Here is a 17,691-nt window from a genome sequence, read left to right on the forward strand (position 1 = left end):
CCGAACCGCCACGCCGATCTGGCCATTGCATAACCCCAAATTCCCGCCGTTCCGGCGGATCGGCATCAGGAGATGACAGATGGGATTGATGATTCCGGCCTGGGTTGATGGCCAATTGACCCCCGTCGACAAGCTGGAGGCGCATGAAAAGGGCCTCAAGCACAAGGCCGTGTCTGTCTTTGTCGTGCGGGGCACTGAGATCCTGCTGCAGCGCCGCGCCATGGGCAAATATCACACGCCGGGTCTTTGGGCGAATACCTGCTGCACGCATCCCGACTGGAACGAAAGCGCCTCGGCCTGTGCCGTGCGCCGCCTGCGTGAGGAATTGGGGATCACCGGCCTCTACCCGGAGTACCGCCACCGGCTGGAGTATCACGCTGATGTCGGCAACAGCATGGTGGAACATGAGGTCGTTTATGTTTTCCTCGCCCATGTCCGCGGACCGTTGAAGATCGAGCCTAGTCCGGACGAAGTGATGGATATCCGCTGGATCGACTATCACGATTTGCTGGCCGAAGTGCGCCGCCATCCCACCCGTTTCACGCCGTGGCTCAAGATCTACCTCGCCAACCATGCCGACACGATTTTTGGCCCAGATCTGATCATCTCGGCCAAGAGGTAGGCGCTGCGCCTTGCAAGGACGGCTCAAGCCGCCTACATCATCGCGTCATGGCCAAGCAGAAGACAGACCCGAATTACAAAGTCATCGCCGAGAACCGGCGCGCCCGCTTCGATTACGCAATCGAAGAGGATATCGAGTGCGGCATCATGTTGGAGGGCTCTGAGGTCAAATCCCTGCGGGCGGGTGGGTCGAATATCGCCGAAAGCTATGCATCGGTCGATGACGGTGAGTTATGGCTGATCAACAGCTACATTGCCCCTTATGAGCAAGCCAAGGTTTTCAAGCATGAAGAGCGGCGCCGCCGCAAGCTGCTGGTGTCGCGCAAAGAGCTGTCGAACCTTTGGAATGCAACCCAGCGCAAGGGCATGACGCTGGTGCCGTTGGTGCTGTATTTCAACCACAAGGGCCGGGCGAAGCTGAAGATCGGGATCGCCAAAGGTAAAAAGCTGCATGACAAGCGCGAAACCCAGGCCAAGCGGGATTGGTCGCGGCAGAAACAGCGGCTGATGAAAGATCACAGCTAGGCCGAAACGCTATTGAGGGCTGCGCCGGGCCGAAGCCCGGCCTACCCGGTGATTGCAGATCGCGTGATCAGAACGCCATGGCCGCCTGAACGGCGCGTTTCCAACGGGCATAGGCGGCGTCGCGGTCTTCTTGCGGCATGTCAGGCTCGAATCTCTGATCCAGCTGCCATGTCTCGGCGAAACCGTCCTGATCGGGATAGATCCCGGCCTTCATGCCCGCCAACCAGGCCGCCCCTAAGGCCGTTGTTTCCTGCATCACGGGCCGATCGACCGGTGCGCCCAAAATGTTGGAAAGGCCCTGCATGGCCCAGTCAGATGCGCTCATACCGCCATCGACGCGCAGGATCACCTCTGCCTCGGCCCCCCAGTCACCCTGCATGGCATGCCAAAGGTCTCGGGTCTGGAAAGCGATGCTTTCCAATGTGGCACGGGTGATTTCGGACCGGCCCGAGTTGCGAGTCAGCCCGAACATTGCGCCGCGGCAGTCCGGTTTCCAGTATGGCGCACCCAGGCCGGTGAATGCGGGCACCAGCACCACGTGCTGGTTCGGATCGGCCTGCTTGGCCAGATCGCCGCTCTGTGGGGCCGAGTCGATGATCTGGAGCGCGTCGCGCAGCCACTGCACGGCGGCCCCGGCGATAAAGATCGAGCCTTCCAGCGCATAGGTCCGCTGCCCATCCAGCTGATACCCGATCGTGGTGAGCAGACGATTTTTTGAGGCAACCGGCTGCGTGCCGGTGTTCAACAGGGCAAAACAGCCGGTGCCATAGGTCGATTTCATCATGCCGGGTTGGAAACAGGCCTGCCCGATAGTTGCGGCCTGCTGATCCCCGGCCACGCCAAGAATAGGGATGCTGCCGCCGAGCAGTGTGGTTGTGCCAAAATCGGCGGCGCAATCCAGCACCTCTGGCAGCATCGCGTTTGGGACATCCAGCAGATCGCAGATCTCGGCGCTCCATGCGCCTTTGTGGATGTCAAACAACAGGGTCCGGGCGGCGTTGGTGGCATCGGTGACGTGGTTGCGCCCTTCAGTCAGCCGCCAGATCAGGAAAGAGTCGATGGTGCCGAACAGCAGCTCTCCGGTTTCGGCCTTTTCGCGGGCGCCGGGAACGGTATCCAGCAGCCATTTCACCTTGGTGCCCGAGAAATACGGGTCCAACAGCAGCCCAGTTTGCAGAGTCACATCATCCTCGCACCCGGCCTGTTTGTAGCGGGCGCAGATATCGGCGGTGCGGCGGTCCTGCCAGACGATGGCATTGTGGATCGCCTTGCCGGTGGTCTTGTCCCAGACCACGGTGGTTTCACGCTGGTTGGTGATACCAATCCCGGCAATCTGCGCAGGCGTTGTGCCCGTGGAGTCCATCACCTCCTGACACACACTCAGAACGCTGTACCAGATATCCTCGACATCATGTTCGACCCAGCCTTCCTGCGGGAAATGCTGGGGAAATTCCTGCTGTGCCGTGCCCACGCGCTGCATCTGAGCGTCAAACAAAATGGCGCGCGATGATGTCGTGCCCTGATCAATAGCCAGAATATATGTCATGCCCGCGTTCCTCCCCCGGTGGTGTTTTGCGGGACTTTAGCGCAAACACTCGCGCAGGGGCCAGAGCAGAAATCAGGCTGCAGCGACCGGGATATTGTCTATCAGCCGCACGCCATCCGCCCAGGCGGTGACGAACAGGCGGGCCGGGCGGTCGGCGCGGGGAAGGGCCTGTAGGGTTTCGGCACAGCGCAGGTCGATATATTCGACCTCGGTGAAGCCCGCTTCGATCAGGGTGTCCTGTGCAACTTGCGCAAGCGGCGCGAAATCCGCGCCCTGTGACAGCGCTTCTGCCATCTCGCGCATGATCTGGTTCTTCTGCGCCGCGATCTGCAGCCCTTCGGCCGAGAGGCGCAGATTACGCGAGGACATCGCCAAGCCCGACGGCTCACGCACGGTGGGGCAACCGATGACTTCGATCGGGATATCCAGATCACGGGCCATGCGCCGCACGACCAACAGCTGTTGATAGTCTTTTTCCCCGAAATAGGCTCGATCCGCCTGCGTTTGCAGGAACAGTTTGGCGACCACCGTGGCGACGCCTTCGAAGTGACCGGGGCGGAAGGGCCCCTCCATCACATCGGTCAGGCCCGCGACCGAAACCGTTGTCGAGAACCCCTCGGGGTAGATCTGATCCGGATCCGGCACATAAATCGCGTCAACGCCATAGGGAGCCAGTATTTCGGCGTCCTCACGCTCGGTCCGCGGGTAGTTGGCCAGATCCTCGGGGTTGTTGAATTGTTTGGGGTTCACAAAGATCGTGACAATCACGCGGTCGCACCCGGCCTTGGCCGCCTCGACCAGTGACAAATGCCCCTGATGCAGCGCGCCCATTGTGGGGACGACGCCGATGACCTCTCCGTCACGGTGCCATTGCGTGGTCAAAGCCCGCAGGTCCGCCAATCGGCGCAGAATAGGAGCGGTCATGTGCTGATGCCTTTGGGGGCCTGATCCGCAAACACATGCTCATCCGCCGGGAAGGTGCGGGCGCGTACTTCGGCGGCGTATTCAGCAATGGCGGCTTCGGCCAATGGGCCAAGTTCGGCGTAGCGTTTGACGAATTTCGGTTTGAACGCAGTGAAAAAGCCAACCATGTCGTCGACAACAAGGATCTGCCCATCACAGCCGGCCGAGGCCCCGATGCCGATGGTCGGTATTTCCACCTCAGCTGTGATCCGATCGGCCAGACCTTGCGGAACCTTCTCTAACACGACCGAAAACGCACCTGCCTGTGCCACGGCGGCGGCATCAGCCAGAACCGCTTCGGCCTGTTCGTCACGGCCTTGCACCTTGTAGCCGCCAAGCGTGTTGATGGATTGCGGCGTCAGGCCGATGTGGGCCATGACCGGGATGCCGCGCTCTACCAGAAAGCGGATGGTTTCGGCCATCTCGACCCCACCTTCCAGTTTCACTGCGCCTGCACCGGTTTCTGCCATCAGGCGGGCCGCGTTGCGGAAGGCTTGCGCTGGGTTTTCCTCGTAACTGCCAAAGGGCATGTCGATCACCATCATCGCGCCTTCCAATCCGCGAGCGACGGCCTGACCGTGCAGGATCATCATCTCCATCGTCACGCCAAGGGTCGATTCCAACCCATGCAGCACCATTCCGACGCTGTCGCCAACAAGGACAAAGTCGCAATAGGCGTCCATCAGTCGGGCCATCGGTGTGGTGTAGGCCGTCAGACTGACCAAGGGATCGCCGCCTTTACGCGCACGGATATCCTCGGCGTTCGGGGCTTTTTTGCGGGCTGTGGCGCTCATGCTCGGCTCCGGCACGGTTCATGTTGCAGCGCGGCATAACAGATCTGACCGGGCACGCGAAACCCCGGTTGCGCGAACATTTCCTTGAATGACCCTAGGTTTAAGGGAACACTGGCCTCCGATAGGCCCAAAAACACGCGGCTACGTTGACATCAACGGGGAGAGATTTTCATGACAAAGCAGATGTTTCGAACCTTCGGATCCATATTGGCGCTAAGCGCCAGTGTGCTGGCGACGCAGGCATTGGCGAAATCCGACATCACCATCGCCATGCAGCTGGAGCCACCGCATCTGGACCCGACCAGTGCCGCCGCACAGGCCATTGATTCGGTTGTTTACACCAATATTTTCGAAGGTCTGACCCGTTTCATGGGCGACGGCTCGGTCGTGCCGGGGCTGGCGGAAAGCTGGGAGATCTCAGACGACGGCACCATCTATACCTTCAAGCTGCGCGATGGAGTGACCTTCCACGATGGCACCACGATGGATGCCGAGGACGTCAAGTTCAGCCTGGATCGCGCTATGGCCGAGGACAGTGCGAATGCGCAAAAGGCGCTGTTCGCTGGCATCGAAGGCGTGGAGGCGGTGGAGCCCCTGACCGTCAAGGTGACCCTGTCCGAGCCAAACGGGAACTTCCTGTTCAACATGGCTTGGGGCGACGCCGTGATCGTGGCCTCAGACAGCGTCGACGACATCAAGACCAACCCGGTCGGAACCGGGGCGTTCACCTTTGGCGAATGGGTGCAGGGCGACAGCATTACGCTGAACCGCAATCCTGATTATTGGGGCGATCAGCCCGCGTTAGAGACGGCTACGTTCAAATTCATCTCGGATCCGACCGCCGCTTTTGCCGCCATGATGGCCGAGGATGTGGACGTGTTCGACAATTTCCCCGCGCCCGAGAACCTGCCTCAGTTCGAGGCCGATCCACGCTTTCAGGTGCTTGTCGGCTCGACCGAAGGGGAGACGATCCTGTCCACGAACAACAAGCAGGAGCCCTTTGACGATATCCTCGTTCGGCAGGCGCTGGCCCACGCGATCGACCGTCAAGCGATCATTGACGGTGCCATGTTCGGCTATGGCACCCCCATTGGCACCCATTTCGCGCCGCATCACCCGGCCTATGTCGATCTGACCGGGCAATCCGCCTATGATCCGGAAAAAGCCAAATCTCTGCTGGCTGAGGCCGGCTTGGCAGACGGGTTCGAAACCACCCTGCATCTGCCGCCCCCGTCCTATGCACGTCGAGGTGGAGAGATCATCGCCGCTCAATTGGCCGAGGTCGGGATCAAGGCCGAGATCATCAATGTCGAATGGGCGCAGTGGTTGGAGTCGGTCTTCAAGGGCAAGGATTTCGGCCTGACCATCGTCAGCCATACCGAGCCGATGGATATCGGCATCTACGCCCGGCCCGACTACTATTTCCAGTATGAAAGCTCGGATTTCCAGGCGCTGATGGATCTGCTGAACACCACAACCGACCCGGATGAGCGCACCCGCCTGATGGGTGAGGCACAGCGGTTGATTTCCAGCGACTACGTCAACGGATACTTGTTCCAATTGGCCAAGCTCGGCGTGGCCAAGGAAGGCGTGCAGGGGCTGTGGCAGAATGCGCCAACAGCCGCTATTGATCTGACCGCGATCAGCTGGGCTGAGTAACTGTCGGGGCTAACCCGCCCCGTCAATCAGCCAATTGCTATGAACCCAGCCCTTGCGACGGGGCTGGCCATAGTAGACGCCGATCCACTCCCCTTGTTGTGCACAGGTGCGGACTGTGTCGCCGTTGCGCAGTTGGTCGACTTGGAAATAGTTCGACCCCGGTCCCGTGCGCACAGCCAGAAAGCCATCACCGTTCGGATCCAGACCCGAGACGATACTGGCCGCGCATCCCGCGGCTTGCCCGTCTTCGGTGATCACGAAATCCACATCCAGTTGCTGAGCGGGCGCCGCGCCCGCTGCGGCTAAAAACAAAGCCGCAAGTACAGGTATTCTCATCATCAATTTCCTTTCAAACAATGGTCTCAGGATAGGACCCGCACTGATTCTCGACAATGGAACTGGTGCTGGACCCAAAGCGCGGCCCGGCCTAACGTGGCGCTGATGCTTCGCTATGCCCTCAAACGTCTGATTTCGCTGGTGATCAGCCTGGCGGTTGCCTCGGTGGTGATCTTCGCCGTGATCGAGATCGCGCCGGGCGATCCAGCCTCATTCATGCTGGGCGTCAACGCGCAGCCCGATACGCTAGCCGCGCTGCGGGCCGAGTTGGGGTTGGATATGTCCAAACTTGATCGGTACTTCAATTGGGTCGGAGGGATGCTGACCGGCGATTTTGGCACCTCCTACACCTATCGCACGCCGGTGTCGCAGATGATCGCGGATCGGCTCTGGGTGTCATTGCCGCTGGCGCTTTATGCGCTGACCCTGTCCACCCTGATTGCCTTTCCGGCGGGCATCTACGCCGCCGCCCGGCGCGGGAAACCGGGCGATCTGACCGTCATGGGGGCCACGCAATTGGGCATTGCCGTGCCGAACTTCTGGTTCGCGATGATGCTGGTCCTGATCTTCGCCATCAACCTCCGCTGGTTCAACGCCGGAGGGTTCGCCGGTTGGGACAAGGGGTTCTGGACCGGTATGCATTCTCTGACCCTGCCTGCCATCGCTTTGGCACTGCCACAAGCGGCTATTCTGGCGCGGGTGATGCGGTCATCGCTGCTCGACATACTTGGCGAGGATTTCATGCGCACCGCCCGAGCCAAGGGGCTTTCCCGCCGTCAGGCGCTGTGGAGACACGGAGTGCGCAACGCGCTGATTCCGGTGCTGACGATCATCGGGCTGCAATTTTCGTTCCTGCTGGCCGGGTCGATCATCATCGAGCAGGTCTTCTACTTGCCCGGTCTCGGGCGGTTGGTGTTTCAGGCGATCTCGGCCCGCGATCTGATCGTGGTGGAATCCGTGGTGATGTTGCTGGTCTTTGCCGTCATCACCGTGAACTTTCTGGTCGATCTAGCCTATGCCGCCGTTGACCCACTGTCGCTAACACGCGATATGTCCGGTGTATGTAACATGCGATCTGTCCGGTTCTATTCTGTCTCTGAGAGGAGGCGTTATGAACCGAGCAGAAGTGTTACAGGAAGTTCGACTGATGAAGTTTGAAGATGTGTATTCGCGGCGAAGCGCGAACAAGCTGACGCAAGAACAGGCGGCTGAGATACTGGGTGTATCCGTGCGCACCGTCAGGCGTTGGGAGGATCGATTTGAGGCGGATGGTGCAGAAGGTCTGTACGACCGTCGGCTTGGCAAACTGGCCAACAATCGTGTTGCCACGGATAAGGTCATGGAGATGCTTGAACTGTTTGATACCAAGTACTGGGATTACACGCCGAAGCATTTCCACGAGAAGCTGGTGGCCCACCATGGTTTCACACAGAGCTACAACTGGGTGCGGCTTACACTGCAGCGCCACGGCCGGGTTCAGGCAGCACCCCGACGAGGTGCCCATCGGCGCAAGCGGCCCCGCCGTCCGATGGTTGGCATGATGTTGCATCAGGACGGCTCCAGCCATGAATGGGTTCCGGGTCAGTGGTGGGATCTGATCGTCACCATGGACGATGCCACCAACCGGGTTTATTCGGCATTCTTTGTCGAGGAAGAAGGGACGATGAGCAGTTTTCAGGGGCTGACAGAGGTGATCGAGGCGCAAGGTCTGTTTTGCTCGCTCTATGCCGATCGGGGCTCTCATTACTGGCATACGCCCGAAGCGGGCGGCAAAGTGGACAAGGACAATCTGACCCAGGTCGGGCGCGCCTTGCAGCAACTCGGCATTGAGCTGATCCCGGCCTATTCACCGCAGGCCCGTGGACGGTCTGAACGCATGTTTGGCACGTTCCAGAACCGATTGCCGCAGGAACTGCGGTCCCATGGGATCACAACCATTGAAGAGGCCAATCAGTTCCTGAAAGAGGTCTATCTTCCCGAACACAATGCCCTGTTTGCAAAGGAGCCGGAGGATACGACCTCGGCCTTCGTGCCGTTTACAGGCAATGTGCGCGACACCCTGTGTGTGCAGGAAGACCGCGTCGTCGGCAACGACAATACGGTGCGCTACAAGGGCCTGGTCATGCAGATCGCGGCAGACAGGCACCGTCATCATTTCGTCAAGGCGAAGGTCAGGGTCCACGAATACCCCGATGGTCAACTGGTCATCTTCCACGGCCCGAGATGCATTGGCCGCTACCAGCCTGACGGATCACCCATCACACAGGAGGATAGCAAACACAAAGTCGCGTGACCCGCTTCGACGTGGCGCGAACGCGGTGGCCCAAATCTACGGTCGCCTACGGCTCCCTCCGAATTGGGCCACCGCGCAATCAACTGAAGCGGACAATTGGCATGTTACCTACACCGGACAATTCAGAATGTTCTCGACATGCCGCCGTTGACCCACGGCTGAGGAGCCGGACATGAGCCGAAACCTGATCCTTGGCGCAGTGCTGTCGTCTCTGGTTCTGCTGGCGGCGCTGATCTCGTTTGTCTGGACGCCTTATGACCACGCCGCGCTGGACATTCCCGCGAAACTGCAGCCACCCAACGCGCAGCATTGGTTCGGCACCGATCACTTCGGGCGCGACATGTTTTCGATGATCATGGTCGGCGCGCGGACGTCCATTGCCGTGGCGCTGGTGGCGGTGGGGATCGGTATGGTGTTAGGCGTGCCTTTGGGCCTGACGGCGGCAGCGCGCAAGGGATCTTGGCTGGATGAGGTCATTATGCGCGGCAATGATCTGGTCTTTGCCTTCCCCTCTCTGGTCATCGCGATTTTGATCACTGCCGTTTTCGGCGCCGGTGCGATCAACGCGATCATCGCCATCGGCATCTTCAACATCCCCGTTTTCGCCCGTATCACCCGCGGCGCGGCCCTGTCCTTGTGGGAACGAGAGTTCATCCTCGCCGCCCGTGTCTCGGGTAAGGGAGCTGCACGGATCTCGGCGGAGCATATCCTGCCCAATGTCGCAAACCTGCTGATCGTTCAGGGAACCATCCAGTTCAGCCTTGGAATCCTAGCCGAGGCGGGCTTGTCCTATGTCGGTCTCGGCGCGCAACCACCCACGCCAAGCTGGGGCCGGATGCTGGCCGATGCGCAGACAATGGTCAGTTTTGCCCCGCATTTGGCTCTAATTCCGGGTCTGGCAATCGTTGTGACGGTGCTGGGTCTGAACTTGCTGGGTGACGGTCTGCGCGACTGGCTGGACCCCCGCATTCGGGTGGCGCGGGCATGAACCTGTTGCGGATCGAAAACCTGTCTCTGGCCATTCACGGGGCCGAGATTCTGAAGCGAGTCAGCCTGTCCATCGCGCCCGGTCAGATCGTGGCGGTCACGGGAGAGAGCGGCTCGGGCAAGTCCATGACTGCGCTGGCCGTCATGCAACTGATGCCAGACGGAGCGCACACCGACGGGTCGATACATCTGGACGGGCAAGAGATTCTAAACCTGCCTGAGACAAAAATGTGCGCCCTTCGCGGCGCGTCGATCGGAATGGTGTTTCAGGAACCGATGACCGCTCTGAACCCGGTCAAAACCATCGGCGATCAGGTGATCGAGACCATCCTGATCCACAAAGCGATGCCCCGCGAGCAAGCTGAGGCGCGCGCGCAAGAGGTTCTCAGCCGTGTTGGCCTGCCCCCTGACCGTTTCCCTCTGTCCCGCTACCCGCATGAACTGTCGGGCGGCCAGCGTCAGCGCGTCGTCATCGCGATGGCGATTGCACTCAGGCCCAGGTTGCTAATAGCGGATGAGCCGACAACGGCGCTGGACGTGACCACTCAAGCCCAAATACTGGACCTGCTGAAGGGGCTGGTGCACGAATATGATATGGGGCTTCTGATGATCACACATGATCTGGCTGTCGTGGCCAATATGGCGGATCAGATCGTGGTCATGCGCCGGGGCGAAGTGGTCGAGAGCGGCGCAACCGATCATCTGCTTAAAAACATGCAGCACCCCTATACGCGGATGCTATTTGACGCCTCGAACCATCAAGTTGCTCTGCCCGAAACTCAGGAGCAAAAGCCCTTGCTTGAGGTCACCGACGTGGTCCGTGACTATCGCCTGCCGCGCACGGGACTGTTCACAAAGCCCGCCCATATGCGGGCGGTGGACACGATCAGCTTTACCCTCAACCGCGGAGAGCGTCTGGGCCTGGTCGGAGAGTCAGGATGTGGAAAATCTACCCTAACTCGGGCTATTCTTGGCCTTGAGGAGGTCCAATCCGGCGAAATCCGGCTGGATGGCGTGCCCGTTTTCTCGGGCCACAAGCCAAATCTCGACGTCCGCCGCAAGATGCAGGTCGTGTTCCAAGACCCCTATGGCAGCTTCAACCCGCGCCACCGCGTCGCGCGGTTGATCACGGAACCGTTTCACCTGCTGGAAACAACTCCGACAGGGTCCGAGCGTCAGGACAGGATCGCCGAGATGTTACGTGCTGTCGGCCTCAGCCCGGATGATGCAGGGAAATACGTCCATGAATTTTCGGGTGGGCAGCGGCAACGTATCGCCATTGCCCGAGCGTTGATCATCCGCCCAGAGCTGATCCTGTTTGATGAGGCGGTCTCGGCCCTCGACGTGTCGGTCCGGGCGCAAATCCTCGATCTTCTGGCCGAGCTTTGCGCGGCCTATGATCTGACCTACCTGTTCATCAGCCACGATCTAAGCGTCGTGCGCACGATCACGGATCGGGTGATGGTGATGCAGGCTGGGAAAATCGTCGAGCAAGGCGAGACCGAGGATGTCTTTGCCAATCCCAGCCATCCCTATACCCGAAAGTTGATCTCGGCCGCGCCGCAATTGCCCGAGATCGGGCGCAAAATCGCATGATTTTCGCTATGTTAGAGCCTAAATACAGGAGTTCCCAATGACCAACCCGATTTGGTTCGACCCCAGCCAATGCCTGATCGGTGGGGAGTGGAAAACGCCGGAAGCGGGGGGATACTTGCCGCTTGCGAACCCTTCGGACGGGTCGGAACTCTGCCAGATTGCACGTGGTCAACAGGCCGATATCGACGCGGGCGTTGCTGCCGCGCGATCTGCGTTGAACGGGGACTGGGGCCAGATGCCCGCGTTTGAGAGGGGGCGTATCCTGAGCAGACTGGGACAATTGGTTCTCGTCCGGGTGGACGACCTCGCCCGGCTTGAGGCCATGGATGTCGGCAAACCGCTGACCCAGGCCCGCGCCGATGCCATCGCTTTGGCGCGGTATTGCGAATTCTACGGAGGCGCGGCGGACAAGGTGATGGGTGAGACCATCCCCTATCTTGATGGCTACACCGTCTACACCCTGCGCGAGCCGCATGGGGTCACGGGGCATATCGTGCCGTGGAATTACCCGATGCAGATCATTGGACGCTCGGTCGGGGCGGCGCTGGCCATGGGCAATGCATGCGTTTTGAAACCTGCAGAAGAGGCCTGCCTGACCGCGCTCGCCTTCGCGCATCTGGCAGTTGAGGCCGGATTGCCCGCCGGGGCGCTGAACGTCGTTCCCGGTCTGGGGGCTGAGGCTGGCGTGGCGTTGTCCGGGCACGCGGGCGTTGACCATATCTCGTTCACCGGGTCGGTTGCGACGGGGGCCTTGGTGCAGCAGGCGGCCGGGAAAAATGTGGTTCCAGTGACGCTGGAGCTGGGCGGGAAGTCCCCGCAATTGGTTTTTGATGACGCCGACCTGGAGGCGGCCCTGCCGTTTTTGGTCAATGCGGGCATTCAGAACGCGGGGCAGACGTGTTCGGCCTCGTCGCGCATTCTGGTGCAGCGCGGTTTGTATGAACAGGTCAAGGAGCGGATGGCCGAGGCCTACGCGCAACTGACCGTCGGGCCTGCGTTAGACGACCTGCGCGTAGGGCCGCTGATCTCGGACCGGCAGAAGGCAATTGTTTCCGGGTTCTTGTCCAAAGGCGCGGATTTGACGATTGCCGGGCAGGGACAGATCGTAGCCGACGCACCTGAGGCGGGGGCCTATGTGCGCCCTACGCTGTTTGCCGACGTTCCCGCCGATCACGCTCTGGCCCGGGAAGAGATCTTTGGCCCAGTTCAAATCATGATCCCGTTTGAGACCGAAGAACAGGCTCTAACCATAGCCAACAGCACGGACTACGGGCTGGTCGCCAGCATCTGGACGCGCGACGGGGCGCGGCAGATGCGATTGGCCAAGCGCCTGCGTTCGGGGCAGGTGTTCATCAACAACTACGGCGCAGGCGGAGGCGTAGAGCTACCATTCGGAGGGGTCGGTAAATCCGGCCACGGCCGCGAAAAAGGGTTCGAGGCGCTCTATGGCTTTTCGCAACTCAAGACGGTGGCTGCCCTGCACGGCTAAACGATCACCTCGATCGGTTTCTGCGCGCCAACGCCGAACACCCGCTTGTAGCGCTCGATTTCCTCGGCAGGTCCCATGGCTTTTTCCGGGTTATCCGACAGTTTGACCGTCGGGCGCCCATTGGCAGACACCGCCTTGCAAACCAGCGAGAACGGCGCCAGCGCGTCATCTGGAACAAGGCCGCGGAAGTCATTGGTCAGCAGCGTGCCCCAGCCAAAGGAGATATTGGTGCGCTCTGAGAACTGACTGTGCAGCTCTTTGATCTTGTCGACGTCCAAACCGTCCGAGAAGATGATCCGCTTCTGCTTAGGGTCCTCGCCACGAGACGTCCACCAGTCGATCGCAACCGCGGCACCGGCGGCGGGATCGCCGCTGTCGATGCGGATGCCCGTCCATCCGGCCAGCCAGTCCGGGGCGTGATCCAGAAACCCTTTGGTGCCATAGGTGTCAGGCAGGATGATGCGCAGATTGCCTTCATGTTCGTCATGCCAGTCGCTGAGGACGTCGTAGGGGGCCTGCGCCAGCGCTTCATCCGTGTCGGCGAGGGCGGAATAGACCATGGGCAGTTCATGCGCATTGGTGCCAATAGCCTCAACCTCGCGCCGCATGGCGATCAGGCAGTTCGAGGTGCCGGTGAACGACTCGCCCAGCCCCTCGATCATGGCCTGAACGCACCAATCTTGCCAAAGGAAGGAATGCCGCCTCCGCGTGCCAAAATCTGCAATCCCAAGCCCGTCGATAGAACCCAGCCGTTCGATCTTTTCCCACACACGCGTCATCGCACGGGCATAGAGCACCTGAAGTTCGAACCGACGCATGTGGTTCAGCACCGCGCGCGAGCGTAGCTCCATCAGCACCGCGAGCGCCGGGATTTCCCACAGCATGACCTCATGCCATTTGCCCTCGAAGGTCAGTTCGTATTGGTCGCCTTTACGTTCCAGATGGTAGGGCGGCAGGCGCATATTCTCGAACCACTCCATGAAATCCGAACGGAACATCTGCCTTTTGCCATAGAACATATTGCCCCGCAGCCACGTGCTTTCCCCCCGGCTGAGGCTGAGCGAACGGATGTGATCCAGCTGTTCCCGCAGCTCACCTTCGTCAATCAAATGGGCCAGCGGCACGTGATTCGAGCGGTTGATCAGGGAAAACGCGACATCTGTTTGGGGCTTGTTGCGAAACACTGACTGGCACATCAGCAGTTTGTAGAAATCCGTGTCGATCAAAGACCGCACAATCGGGTCGATCTTCCATTTGTGATTGTAGACACGGGTCGCGATGTCGACCATGGGGAACTCCTGCAATTTCCGTTGTTAGATCAATCAGCACGGTGAATGGCAAGAGTCGCTGATTCGGTGACAATGCCCGTTTGGCGTCACAATGCGGGCTTATTGTCCGGTGTTTTCACCAATTAGTGATGGGGTGGGATGGAAAGACAAAACTGATGGTTGTTAATGAGTTTGTTGTACGATTTTGATATGGTTGTAAGACCGGCGGAAGGGGATGTTCCGGCTCAGGTCTGTGCGCGGTTCAGAGATGTGAAGACCTCTGACGCGTTGCGAGGGGCTTCCCCTGGTATTCGCATGATGTTTCAGGATGCGGGGTTCGATCTCGACTCGCACGTCAGCGGCATCGTGCCAGATAAGTTTCCAACCGAAGATCTGCCTGACCGTACCCGGATATTGCGCACTCTGTTCGACAATATCAAAACCCGCGGTGTGCGGGGAGAATATTGCGGTGAGTTCGATCTGCGGCAATTCCTCGGCCACATTCGTCGCGCCGAGGCGGTTGATGGGCTTGTCCGGGTTATTCCTGTTCAGCACCCTCCGACCCCACAGCCTGACAGGCCCAAACGCAGGACCGCAAAAGGACGGATTGGGGTTGGTCTTGGAGTGGCAGTGATTCTGTTCGCGGTGCTTAAGTATTTCGCAGAAGCGGGTGCCACACCTTAGTCGGCCAGAGTAACCCCGGCGGCTTGCATAGCCTGTTGCGCCGCAGCCAGTGAACCCTCCATGTCAATCGCACGGCAGGCGCTTTGCACAACGGTGACGTCGAAACCCAGCTTCGCGGCATCAACTGCCGAATAGTGAACGCAGAAATCGGTCGCGAGCCCCACGAGGGTCAGTTTCGAAAAGCCGCGCGTGTCCAGATACCCTTTCAACCCGGTTGGCGTCGCTTGGTCATTCTCGAAAAACGCCGAGTAGCTGTCGATGGCGCTGCAGAACCCTTTGCGGATGATCAGATCGCCATCCGTGCGCAAATCCGGGTGAAAACCCGCGCCATCGGTGCCTTGCACGCAATGGTCGGGCCACAGAACCTGCGGGCCATAAGGCATCTGGGTCATTTCAAAGGGGGCCTTGCCCGCATGCGAACTGGCGAAGGAGGAATGCCCCGCCGGGTGCCAGTCCTGCGTCAAGATGACGGCGTCGAACCTGTCCATCATTGCGTTGATCGGGGCAACGATCTGATCCCCTCCGGCCACGGCCAGCGCGCCGCCGGGGCAGAAATCGTTCTGGACGTCGATGACAAGCAGGGCATGGGTCATGGCAATCTCCTTTGATGTTTGTCCAGCGGTTTGTCTGGTATTTTTGATCTTGAAGGCTGGGAAGTCCTCGAATATCCAATTGTTTTTCAATGTGTTGTAGATGATGGTCAGGAGCTTTCGAGCGGTGGCGATGATGGCTTTTCCCGACCCGCGCCGCTCCTTGATGCGGCGGTAGAACGTGTTGAGATAGCCGGAATATCGGATGGCGCTGAGCGTGCATTGCACCAGCGTCGTACGCACCAGCTTGTTGCCCTGCTTCGTAATCCTGCCGTGTATTTCAACGCCGTTTGAGGCGGCAACACGCGGCACGATCCCCACATAAGCGGCCAGTTTGTCGGCGGTGGCAAAGTCGTTCACATCGCCAATCCCGGACAGGAAAATCGCAGCGGCCCGCGCTCCAATGCCCTTGATTGAGGTGATTTCCTCAAACCCATCAAGCGCTGCAGCGGTCTCTTCCAGCGCCTTATCCAGCCTGCGGATCGCGGCACTCAACTGCAACGCCTGATCCCGCAGCTCCGTCAGTTCGATCCGTTCGACGTCGCTGAAGCGTTCAATCTCCAAAGCGCGCAACCGTTTGTCCGAGAAACCCGCCTTCTTGAGTTTGATCCCGTGCCGATTGAACATGCCATGGATCTTGTTGAGTACCCTGGTACGCGATTTCACCAACATGTCTCGAGTCTGTGCCAGAGAGGCCAGTTCGGTTTCACCTGCACGTTTCAGGCGTGTCTCGGGGAGCATGTCTTTAGACAGGAACGTCGCCAGAGCGCGCGCATCGTTGCGGTCGGTTTTCTTCACCGATTTGCGGATCACCTGGAACTGGCGTGGGTTCACCACGACGATCCGGCCCACGCAGGGGCGAATTTCTCGGCAGAACCATGCCGAGTTGCCGGTCGCTTCTACCGCCACTTCATCCTCCGCATCCACGCTCAGGCAGAACCGCTCAAGATCAGCCGCCGCGAGTTGAAACGTCTCAAACGCCTCTGAGCCATCCCCACCAATGCGGCAGATCGTGAAGGAATTCGTATGTAAATCGACACCAATAAAGGCCATGTGCTATACTCCCATCGTTGGGAGGCGGAACCCCGGATGGGGCGTGAACGGCCAAACCAAACTCCTATTCGAGGTCAGGGCAACAGCCCACGCCTCAGGATGGTCGTTCGGAAACAGGTGAAGGGTAATCTCCTTTACAGGGTCAAACGCCCTAGATTGCTCATACATCCTGAAACCTATCCGCCTCTCCCAACTCAATAACAGAATCAGGAATTTTGACCGTTCACAGCACATTCATCCCATCTCCTTTGGTTTATCGGTACGGCGCGGTTCCGGGGGCGTCAATCCGATCCCTTGCGACTCTGCGCTGTCAGGTTTAGACCGCGCGCATGTATACGATCGCTGCCCTCTACCACTTCACCCGTTTCGCTGATCACGCCGCCCTGCGCGCGCCGCTGTTGGACCTGTGCCGCGCGCAATCGGTCAAAGGCACCCTGTTGCTGGCGCAAGAGGGGATTAACGGCACGATTGCTGGCCCGCGCTCCGGGATCGACGCCGTTCTGGCGCATATCAAGGCCCTGCCGGGCTGTGCCGATCTGGAGTGGAAAGAGGCCACCGCCGACCATCCGCCTTTTGGCAAGATGAAGGTGCGTCTGAAGAAAGAGATCGTGACCATGGGCCAGCCGGATGTCGATCCGCGCGCCCGCGTCGGCAACTATGTCGAACCCGAGGAATGGAATGATCTGATCCGCTCGGACGATGTGGTCGTGATCGACACGCGCAACGACTATGAGGTGGCGATTGGCACGTTTGAGGGCGCAATAGACCCTGAAACTGCCAGCTTCCGCGAATTTCCCGACTGGTGGGAGCAGAACAAGGACCGATTCCACAATAAGCGTGTCGCGATGTTCTGCACTGGTGGTATCCGCTGCGAGAAATCCACCAATTTTCTGCTGGGGCAGGGGGTCGAGGATGTCTATCACCTTAAAGGTGGCATCCTACGCTATCTCGAAGAAATGCCTGCTGAGGACAGCACCTGGCAGGGCGAGTGTTTCGTCTTCGACAATCGTGTGTCGGTTGGCCACGGTCTGGTCGAGGGGCCGCATAACTTGTGCCACGGGTGCCGCCGCCCGATCCTGCCCGAAGATGTGAAGCGCCCGGAATATGAACATGGCGTGTCTTGCCATCTCTGCGTGGATGAGACGTCGGAGGCCGACAAGATGCGGTTCCGCGAGCGGCAGAAACAGATCCTCCTGGCCCGCGCGCGTGGCGATGAACATCTGGGCAGCGTCTGAATTCCGCTTGCAGGTCGGCGGGGAATCCCGATGATTGTTGCCGGATTGCTGT

General features: G+C 59.7%; 15 protein-coding genes and 2 pseudogenes. 10 read left to right on the forward strand and 7 right to left on the reverse strand.

All coding sequences use genetic code 11. The features are described 5' to 3' along the window. The first annotated feature begins 79 nt into the window (after positions 1-79). Positions 80-622, forward strand: a complete 543-nt coding sequence (gene idi, locus ACOERD_RS20185) for an isopentenyl-diphosphate Delta-isomerase (RefSeq protein ID WP_419740235.1) — start codon at positions 80-82, stop codon at positions 620-622. Positions 623-669: 47 nt separating this feature from the next. Then, positions 670-1,146 carry an SsrA-binding protein SmpB gene (gene smpB, locus ACOERD_RS20190; RefSeq protein ID WP_170379480.1) on the forward strand — a complete coding sequence of 159 codons (477 nt, stop codon included), beginning with the start codon at positions 670-672 and terminating at the stop codon, positions 1,144-1,146. Positions 1,147-1,213: 67 nt separating this feature from the next. Here the strand turns inward: smpB and glpK are convergent, their stop codons facing one another. The 3 genes from glpK to panB all read right to left on the reverse strand — a co-directional run bounded on the left by glpK (position 1,214) and on the right by panB (position 4,449). Then, positions 1,214-2,692, reverse strand: a complete 1,479-nt coding sequence (glpK, locus tag ACOERD_RS20195) for a glycerol kinase GlpK (RefSeq protein WP_419740236.1) — start codon at positions 2,690-2,692, stop codon at positions 1,214-1,216. 72 nt (positions 2,693-2,764) lie between these two features. Beyond that, on the reverse strand, positions 2,765-3,616 hold the full coding sequence (gene panC / locus ACOERD_RS20200; RefSeq protein ID WP_419740237.1) for a pantoate--beta-alanine ligase: 852 nt from the start codon (positions 3,614-3,616) through the stop codon (positions 2,765-2,767). Beyond that, a complete protein-coding gene (gene panB / locus ACOERD_RS20205; protein ID WP_419740238.1) occupies positions 3,613-4,449 on the reverse strand; it encodes a 3-methyl-2-oxobutanoate hydroxymethyltransferase in 837 nt (278 codons plus the stop codon). The genes panC and panB overlap by 4 nt, the downstream gene beginning before the upstream one ends. A gap of 171 nt (positions 4,450-4,620) precedes the next feature. On the opposite strand from panB, the gene ACOERD_RS20210 reads away from it, so the two are divergent. Next, entirely contained in the window at positions 4,621-6,108 is a 1,488-nt protein-coding gene (locus ACOERD_RS20210) for an ABC transporter substrate-binding protein (protein ID WP_419740239.1), read from the forward strand. Between the two features lie 9 nt (positions 6,109-6,117). Here the strand turns inward: ACOERD_RS20210 and ACOERD_RS20215 are convergent, their stop codons facing one another. Then, positions 6,118-6,444 (reverse strand): SH3 domain-containing protein, encoded by a 327-nt coding sequence (locus ACOERD_RS20215; RefSeq protein WP_170379470.1) that lies wholly within the window; start codon positions 6,442-6,444, stop codon positions 6,118-6,120. Positions 6,445-6,549: 105 nt separating this feature from the next. Between ACOERD_RS20215 and ACOERD_RS20220 the strand changes: the two are divergent. From ACOERD_RS20220 to ACOERD_RS20240, 5 genes and pseudogenes are all read left to right on the forward strand, one after another. Further along, positions 6,550-7,476 (forward strand): annotated as a pseudogene (locus ACOERD_RS20220) (ABC transporter permease); the annotation flags it as partial. Positions 7,477-7,555: 79 nt separating this feature from the next. Then, positions 7,556-8,737: an ISNCY family transposase gene (locus ACOERD_RS20225; protein WP_419737631.1), complete on the forward strand. Its 1,182-nt coding sequence runs from the start codon at positions 7,556-7,558 to the stop codon at positions 8,735-8,737. Between the two features lie 172 nt (positions 8,738-8,909). Beyond that, entirely contained in the window at positions 8,910-9,725 is an 816-nt protein-coding gene (locus ACOERD_RS20230) for an ABC transporter permease (protein WP_419740240.1), read from the forward strand. Further along, on the forward strand, positions 9,722-11,320 hold the full coding sequence (locus ACOERD_RS20235) for an ABC transporter ATP-binding protein (RefSeq protein WP_419740241.1): 1,599 nt from the start codon (positions 9,722-9,724) through the stop codon (positions 11,318-11,320). The genes ACOERD_RS20230 and ACOERD_RS20235 overlap by 4 nt, the downstream gene beginning before the upstream one ends. A gap of 37 nt (positions 11,321-11,357) precedes the next feature. Beyond that, positions 11,358-12,809 (forward strand): aldehyde dehydrogenase family protein, encoded by a 1,452-nt coding sequence (locus ACOERD_RS20240; RefSeq protein ID WP_419740242.1) that lies wholly within the window; start codon positions 11,358-11,360, stop codon positions 12,807-12,809. On the opposite strand, the gene pncB is transcribed toward ACOERD_RS20240, so the two are convergent. Continuing rightward, entirely contained in the window at positions 12,806-14,098 is a 1,293-nt protein-coding gene (gene pncB / locus ACOERD_RS20245; protein WP_419740243.1) for a nicotinate phosphoribosyltransferase, read from the reverse strand. The genes ACOERD_RS20240 and pncB overlap by 4 nt on opposite strands. Positions 14,099-14,392: 294 nt before the next feature. Here pncB and ACOERD_RS20250 point away from each other — a divergent pair, with 294 nt between their 5' ends. Next, complete coding sequence (locus tag ACOERD_RS20250) at positions 14,393-14,761, forward strand: hypothetical protein (RefSeq protein WP_419740244.1); 369 nt, start codon at positions 14,393-14,395, stop codon at positions 14,759-14,761. On the opposite strand, the gene pncA is transcribed toward ACOERD_RS20250, so the two are convergent. Further along, the gene (pncA, locus tag ACOERD_RS20255; protein WP_419740556.1) at positions 14,758-15,354 is read right to left on the reverse strand and encodes a bifunctional nicotinamidase/pyrazinamidase; all 597 of its coding nucleotides are present in this window, start codon (positions 15,352-15,354) and stop codon (positions 14,758-14,760) included. The genes ACOERD_RS20250 and pncA overlap by 4 nt on opposite strands. 45 nt (positions 15,355-15,399) lie before the next feature. Then, positions 15,400-16,404, reverse strand: a pseudogene (locus ACOERD_RS20260) (IS110 family transposase); the annotation flags it as partial. 329 nt (positions 16,405-16,733) lie between these two features. On the opposite strand from ACOERD_RS20260, the gene ACOERD_RS20265 reads away from it, so the two are divergent. Then, positions 16,734-17,639, forward strand: coding sequence for a rhodanese-related sulfurtransferase (locus ACOERD_RS20265; protein WP_170692189.1), 906 nt, complete (start codon positions 16,734-16,736; stop codon positions 17,637-17,639). The last annotated feature ends 52 nt before the right edge of the window (positions 17,640-17,691 follow it).

It is taken from the genome of Ruegeria sp., assembly GCF_965199275.1.
In the GTDB taxonomy this organism is placed as follows: domain Bacteria; phylum Pseudomonadota; class Alphaproteobacteria; order Rhodobacterales; family Rhodobacteraceae; genus Ruegeria.